This is a genomic window from Candidatus Aquicultor sp., from assembly GCA_036504445.1.
In the GTDB taxonomy this organism is placed as follows: Bacteria; Actinomycetota; Aquicultoria; order Aquicultorales; family Aquicultoraceae; genus DASXVE01.
Map to the genome: position 1 here is coordinate 1 of DASXVE010000007.1, position 6,965 is coordinate 6,965.

Genomic DNA, 6,965 nt, shown 5'->3' on the forward strand with positions numbered 1-6,965 from the left:
TAAAACGTTCTTGTTCGCATCTACACCTCAGGGGCCCACTCGGCTTCTAACAAAGGCACCGGCTCTCACCAAACCCGGCTCGCTTATCACCCGTTAGCGTGTTAAGCCTACTTTCCCCATCAACGGCTTATGTATGTGATTAAGGAAAAGGATATCATGGTACACCGGCCCTGTCAAGTATACCGGCGCACGCCGCTCTATATCCTATGAATCCCGCTCTTTTTTAATCTGCAAGGTGTACAAACACACGTCCGAACCCAGCATGCTGCACGCGTCCAGTTTGTCTAACCCGTTTGCCTCAAGTGCCTTTGTGCCGAAGCTTGTCTGCCCCAGAACATTGCTCTTGCATGCCAGAGTCTCGCTCTTGATCGGCTTTCCGCCTACGTATGTCTTCCCGAGAATTAATTCCCTAACATTCTGATGACAAACACAGAACGGATGAACTACGGCCATATCAGGATATTTCTTTCTATAGCGCTCAGTAAGCGCCAGGAATGCTTCGTGATTCTTGTTGCTTAGCTCGATAATATTCTGTTTAAACGGGCATGCCGGTGTCGCGTATATACCGTTTCCGCGCCCGATAAGATTTGCTTCGAGCTTGGAGATGCCGGCCTCGCCTTTCTCGACCGCCCCCAGGAATTCTTCCTCATTTGCGTAGTGCTCTTCGGGAAGCGATTGGCCCATCTTGGTGAGCGCGTCTTCAATAAGCTCTACTGTGACATCCATCGACGCGTCGGTATCCGATAGGTAGCTCACCAGCCCCTCCACTGAAGACCTTCGCGTAGCAGAACCGCTTATTACGTGATCGGCTTCGTACTGGTCGCCGATCGCAAAACCCTTATCGGTGATGGTGTATTCGAGGATTTCATTACTGTGCCTGCTGGCACGGTGCTTCAAAACAAGAAGCGCTCTGCGCACTCTTGATTCCAGCTCGACATACTTGAGCTGGATAATGGTATCGACGATATAGGGAAGACCGTATTCAAGACCGCCCACATCACCGAGGAATAGTTTATCCTCTTGCAACAAGAAACTGGTAACTTGGTGTCGTCTGAGGGAATTAACCATAAAATAGGCGAGGCTTCGCATGCGCTTCGGCTCCTCGGCTATTGATTCGATATGATTGAAGGCATCAACAACCGCGCGCTTAACACCGTGCTGTAAGACAATCTCGTCAAATTCGCCGCCCGGTTTCTTGACCATATTCAAGAACACCTCGGGGGTTGTGAAGATCATCTTGAGCGTACCGTCTTTTTCGTATTTCTCGAGATCAATGCCGATCGAACGCGCATCTCGATACAAAGACCCGGAGAATTCTTCAAACGTTACGTACAGTGCGGCTTCCCCCTGCTCGATACCATTCGCAAGGAACTGTAGGCCCAGCGTGGTCTTCCCTGTGCCGGGAGCACCTTTGATCATGCAGGCCGCCCCATGATAGAGACCGCCGCCAAGCAAGCCGTCTAAGCTGCTTACACCAGTTCTTGACCTTTCTTCCATCATGTCCTCTTCACCCTCAAAGCCGGTTTTTAGGTTTTAATTGATACAATGGTATCCCTGAAACAGCAGGCACTTGCCCGTGTTTCTGCGCTTTCCAAGAATAAGCGCAACAATTGCAACAATTACATTTTATTGGAAGACGATGAAAAGGGCAACTTATAAGATGAGAAGCGGAGCGTATAACCGCTCATTTGTGCTAGTCTTGAGATTCTAGCGTATACTCTGCAAGCGCCTAGCGGTCGTCGGAGTATCCTTCACTCGCTTTTGTGGTTGTGGTGGCAGTCTGCCCGTTCACACGCTTTGTATCTTTATGATTCTTGATGATTGTAGCGGTGCTTTGATTCTGAGTTTGCACGTAAGTGTGCTTTACGGTAGTTCTGGTAGTTTTGGTTTCTTCTGTGGTCGTTGTGGTTTTTGCGCCCCCTAAGCGGCTTTTCTTGGTGCTAGTATTCTTTTTCTTGCTACTAGTGTTGCCGCGCCTATCTTTACTTTCATTTTTGCCTTCATTGCCGGTATCGCTCTGGTTCTTATGTTGCCCCGTAACGCCGCTGCTATTACCATAGTTCTGCTTGCTGCCGGTATTCTCTATAACATTATTTCTCGTGTCGTTTCGCTTGGTACTGTTACTATTAGCGTTATTTGTGTCGTCTCCACGCTTTATAGCCTCATTGCCAACGTCATTTTTGTTACCGTTGCGCGCATTGTCATCATGCATGCCGCCGTTACTTCCTTTAGTAATACCCTTCCGCTCGATGCTTTTGAGAGGTTTTGACGCCGGCCCGCCCTGCGTAGTTCTGATCTTTGCTTTAGTCTTCTTTACCTTAATAAACAACGCGCGGTTCTCTTGCTTAAAATGGGTGCAATCATTCTGCAATTTCTTGGCGGGCGTCGCTTCTCCAAAAGCGACGCTCCCCACGGAAGTCTCGGCCAATTCAACATCTCTTTCAGCCTCTGTCGCAAGTTCGGCGCGCCGGACATCGCCCTCTTTAAGCTTATTGATCTCGACAACACGCTCCTGGGCAGCCATAAGATAGAGCTTGCTTCTGGCAAGATCATCGCGCACCAACGTTATCCGAAGACGTTCAACCGTACGTTTTACCGGGTATAACGGGTTTCCGGGCGCGCTGCTGCTCGCCATCGCAACCGTGCCGCCGCTCAATGCGAGACACAAGGTCACAACCATTGCCGTCCGAGCCGGAAGGACGCCGAGCTTAAAACCGGTACGTTTCTTATCCGAAACGCTTGGCGTACGCGCTATCCCCGCTTCCCATCGTTTTTGCTCGACCGCTGCCAGCAGCTTCTCTTTTGCTTCACGTTTACGCCGCTCATCCGGTTTGACGCATCCGGCTCGTCTTACGCTTTCGACGGCGGCAAGCATCGGCTCAAGCTCTTCGCGCAAATTCTCGTGGACGCGCAAGCATTCTTCAACCGTTTTACAGTTATTTTCAATATCGTCTATGCACTGTGCCAGGATATTATCTATGCCCGCATCCATCTCTAACCCCGCCTAAGAATTTACTTAACGTGCCGATCGCCCTGTGTTGCAAAGCCTTAACTGCATTTACGCTCTTATTAATAGCCTGTGCAACCTCTTCATTCGATAAACCACCTATGAACCGCAAAGTGATGACCTGCTGCTGCTCTTCGGTAAGCATCTTTATCGCATCAACAATTTCATTACGTTCAAGCTCACGAAGCGCCGATTGCTCGGGGCCCCACACATCGTCAACCTGGATATTGATGTGATCTTCAATATCGACGATTTCGTATTTGCGAGCCCGGTAGAAATCGACAACCAGGTTCGATGCTATCCGGAACAACCAGGACGAAAATGGCACGCCGCGCCACTCGAACCCGGCAATATTCTCCAATGCTTTTAAAAACACCTGTTCAGTCAGGTCTTCTGCTTCAACTTTACTACCCACTTTGTAGTAGACGAAGTTGAATATCTTATTGTAGTAATGGTCGTAAATCTGACCGAATGCTTCCGCATCGTAGCATTGCGCCCGCTCTACAAGTTCTCTAAGGTTCGGCATGGTATCCATGTGTTTATTCTTTAATCCTTAAAACGTAGGAAACACCACATAGTGACGGTTCTTGCCAAGATTTATCCTAAATTCCCGGTCTTATCCTATTTACTATGGCAAATTTGGGGTCTAATCGCAATTACTGCGAACAAACTAAACATAAGGTTAAACAGCTGACCAAGTAACCTTACCCCGCACAATTGTTATAATTACTTTACAGATTCCAGCTCTATGTGCGTTGAGGTTATTCTAACGGGGTACTATAATGGGTGTATGATTGGACCCATTGTGCATTTGGGGCGGGCCGCATCAATCGATAGAGCGCTTTTCCTCAGCTTAATCCCGATACTTACTGCGTCGGTTGCCGTCGGTGGTCTGGGCCTTTACGTAAAACGCAAGAATTTTCGTTTTAAGAGCATCGTGACCTATGCCGCTCTGGGCATATCATTGCTGGGAATCGCATTTGTCACACAGAACGTAATCTACTACAAATATTGCTGTAACCCAGAGAGCGAATTATTCGGGCACGTCTACTATGACGCGCACCCAAAACAACCGGAAATTGCTCTTACATACGACGACGGCCCTTCCAAATATAAAACGACGCTTCGCTTATTAGATTTGTTGAACAAAAATCATGCAAAAGCCACATTTTTTATGATTGGCAAACAGGCCGATAGTTATCCGTCTGAAGCGCAAGAAGTTTATAAACAAGGTTTTGAAGTTGGCAATCATACCTTTGATCACGCGCAGCTTGCAGTCTTAAGATACGCAACGATTAAGCAAGAAATCGAGAAAACAGATGGGGTTTTTGCGAAGCTTGGAATTAAAACGAACGGCCTTATCAGGCCACCGTACGGTTTGCACTTTATCCCGCTAGCTATTTATGCGTCGCGCCATGATAGGAAAATCATCACCTGGAGCCTCGCTTCAAATGATTGGAAACTTAATGATCCTCAGAAAATAGCAGATCGTGTCATTTCGAATGCGCGACCAGGATCTATCGTGTTAATGCATGACACTACTTTTGATTTCTCTAAAAAACGGTCGCCGACCTTGGGGGCAACCGCTATAATTCTCAAGACCTTATCAAAAAAAGGGTACAAATTTGTTACCGTAAGTCAACTGCTAAATGACTCAGAAGTGAAGCGGTAAACTGGTATTACTCGTCCCCGCGGTTAGACAATCGCTTCATCAACACAACTTGCGTGCCGCGTGCGGCCTCGTCAATTGTTACTCTATCCATCAGGGCCAGCATAAGAGGGATTCCTCTACCGCGAAAATTTGTCTCTGCGTCCGGGGCGGGATCCGGCATGCGACGAATGAATCTTCCCTCATCTTTAACGATAATAAGTAAAAACTCGCCGTCGCAGTTCGTGGTAATCTCGACACAATTATCCGTACCTTCCGGAGAACCATGTTCGATAGCATTTGCTACCGCTTCACCCACGGCAACTTGTATGTCAAAAATCTCGTGATCGCTAAGGCTGCAATGTTCGCCAATCAATCTGATCTGATCTCTAACGCGGGACAGATTCGATGATTCACTGGCTATTAGAAGCTGTTGCCCATGATCGCACAGCAGACAACCGGTACAACCTCGCTCAATTATTTTTAGACTATTTTTTGACAAGCGCTCCGTCTCCTTCTATGCGCCAGACAGGTATGGGGTGGTATGGTATACATCCAATTTACCTGTCTTTACGAGCATATTTCCAACTTAATTCTAGGATGCTGCGATGACAACGTCAATAATAACCGGCTTCTATCCCTACCAGTGTTCTTTGCAAGAGCACATACTTTTATGAGCCGTTTTCCGTATATTCGGCCTGGTCTATTGCTGCAAATAATGCGCGAGCTTTATTTTTCGTTTCATCATACTCTTTCAAGGGGTCAGAATCGGCGACAATACCGGCTCCCGCTTGAATATACGCCCGCTCATCTTTAATGACAATAGTGCGAATAGTGATACCGCAATCCAGGTTTCCATTAAACCCGATATAGCCATATACGCCGGCGTAGGGGCCCCGAGCGGTGGGTTCAAGCCCGTCGATGATTTGCATAGCTCGTATTTTGGGGGCGCCGGAAACAGTTCCTGCCGGAAACGCTGCGCGCAACGCGTCAAAAGCGCTCTTGCCGGGTAACAGTGTGCCGCTCACGGTCGAGACGATATGCATAACGTGCGAATAGCGCTCAACATACATCAAATCGCCAACGCTTACGGTGCCCGGGGTACATACCCTGCCAAGATCGTTTCGCCCCAAATCAACAAGCATTACGTGTTCGGCGCGTTCCTTTTCATCGGCCAGCAGGTTTTGTTCCAACTGTCGCTCTTCCTCCTCGCTTCTACCCCTAGGTCTCGTACCCGCGATCGGGCGCGTCGTGACAATACCGTTTTGCACCTGGACAAGCGGTTCCGGTGAAGCGCCGGCAATCGTACAATCTCTAAGTTTCAAATACATCATATACGGGGATGGATTAATAGTCCTGAGCACGCGATACACATCGAACGGTGCAATCGAAAGCGGGGTAGAGAAACGTTGTGACAATACCACCTGGAAAATATCGCCTTCATAGATGTAACGCTTAGCATCCTTGACCATTTCAACGAAGCGCTCTTGCGAGACGTTTGAGGCAAATTTTCTCGTTTTATGACGCGCTAGCTCTACGAGCTGGGTTTGTTCATTCGGGCGACGAAGCCTCGCTATTATATCATCGATCTGTTTAAGCGCACGGCTATACTGATTGTTCAAGTCATCACGGTCAACGCGAACGTTGATAATAACTTTTATCTTATGTTTGATGTGGTCGAAAGCGAGCATGGTATCGGTTAGCAGAAACACCATCTCCGGTATGTCGAGGTCTTTATCGGCTGTAGCTGGAATCTGCTCAAAATATCGTATAGCATCGTAGCCGAGATACCCGACGGCGCCGCCCGAGAACGGCGGCAACCCGTCTATCCGGGCCGGCTTGTGCGCCAGCACATGTTCTTCAACGAGCGCAAATGGGTCGGCGACGTTCTCTAGCTGTGCCTGCTGCTCGCCTTCTATCGTTACGCTCGTTCCACGGGCCGTTATAACAAGGTACGGGTTGATCCCGATGAACGAATATCTGCCTAGCTGCTCGCCGCCTGTGACACTCTCAAGCAGAAAAGAATGTAGCTCGTCGCCAAGCTTAGTAAAAGCCGATACCGGTGTGTCCATATCGGCAATAATCTCCCGGAATACCGGAACGATCGTGTGCCCGGCTGCTAATTTTTTAAATTCGCTTCTCGACGGCGCATACATAATAAACCTCCATAAATACAAAAAACCCTCAATCCCATATGGGACGAGGGTTAAATTTCTCGTGGTGCCACCCAATTTCACAGGCTCCTTGTGCCGGCTCTGCCGGTAAAAAGATGTGCCTGCCTCATTGTTCGAGGTACACGCAACATACTGA

General features: G+C 48.5%; 6 protein-coding genes. 1 reads left to right on the forward strand and 5 read right to left on the reverse strand.

Annotated features, from left to right (window positions below):
• Positions 1-204 precede the first annotated feature (204 nt).
• The 3 genes from VGK02_00850 to VGK02_00860 form a co-directional block, all read right to left on the reverse strand.
• Positions 205-1,500, reverse strand: coding sequence for an ATPase domain-containing protein (locus VGK02_00850; GenBank protein HEY3373598.1), 1,296 nt, complete (start codon positions 1,498-1,500; stop codon positions 205-207).
• Positions 1,501-1,729: 229 nt separating this feature from the next.
• Entirely contained in the window at positions 1,730-2,992 is a 1,263-nt protein-coding gene (locus tag VGK02_00855; protein HEY3373599.1) for a DUF5667 domain-containing protein, read from the reverse strand.
• Positions 2,973-3,542, reverse strand: coding sequence for a sigma-70 family RNA polymerase sigma factor (locus VGK02_00860; GenBank protein HEY3373600.1), 570 nt, complete (start codon positions 3,540-3,542; stop codon positions 2,973-2,975). Before VGK02_00860 ends, VGK02_00855 begins: the two co-directional genes overlap by 20 nt.
• Before the next feature lie 255 nt (positions 3,543-3,797).
• On the opposite strand from VGK02_00860, the gene VGK02_00865 reads away from it, so the two are divergent.
• Positions 3,798-4,679, forward strand: coding sequence for a polysaccharide deacetylase family protein (locus tag VGK02_00865; protein ID HEY3373601.1), 882 nt, complete (start codon positions 3,798-3,800; stop codon positions 4,677-4,679).
• 7 nt (positions 4,680-4,686) lie between these two features.
• Here the strand turns inward: VGK02_00865 and VGK02_00870 are convergent, their stop codons facing one another.
• On the reverse strand, positions 4,687-5,157 hold the full coding sequence (locus tag VGK02_00870) for an ATP-binding protein (protein ID HEY3373602.1): 471 nt from the start codon (positions 5,155-5,157) through the stop codon (positions 4,687-4,689).
• Positions 5,158-5,326: 169 nt separating this feature from the next.
• Entirely contained in the window at positions 5,327-6,811 is a 1,485-nt protein-coding gene (trpE, locus tag VGK02_00875; GenBank protein ID HEY3373603.1) for an anthranilate synthase component I, read from the reverse strand.
• Between the last annotated feature and the right edge of the window lie 154 nt (positions 6,812-6,965).

What these genes read in the sequence shown, in the direction of transcription:
- VGK02_00860 (HEY3373600.1), bottom strand. Translation starts at nt 3,542, where the DNA reads ATGGATACCATGCCGAACCTTAGAGAACTTGTAGAGCGGGCGCAATGC.
- trpE (HEY3373603.1), bottom strand. Translation starts at nt 6,811, where the DNA reads ATGTATGCGCCGTCGAGAAGCGAATTTAAAAAATTAGCAGCCGGGCAC.
- VGK02_00850 (HEY3373598.1), bottom strand. Translation starts at nt 1,500, where the DNA reads ATGATGGAAGAAAGGTCAAGAACTGGTGTAAGCAGCTTAGACGGCTTG.
- VGK02_00865 (HEY3373601.1), top strand. Translation starts at nt 3,798, where the DNA reads ATGATTGGACCCATTGTGCATTTGGGGCGGGCCGCATCAATCGATAGA.
- VGK02_00855 (HEY3373599.1), bottom strand. Translation starts at nt 2,992, where the DNA reads ATGGATGCGGGCATAGATAATATCCTGGCACAGTGCATAGACGATATT.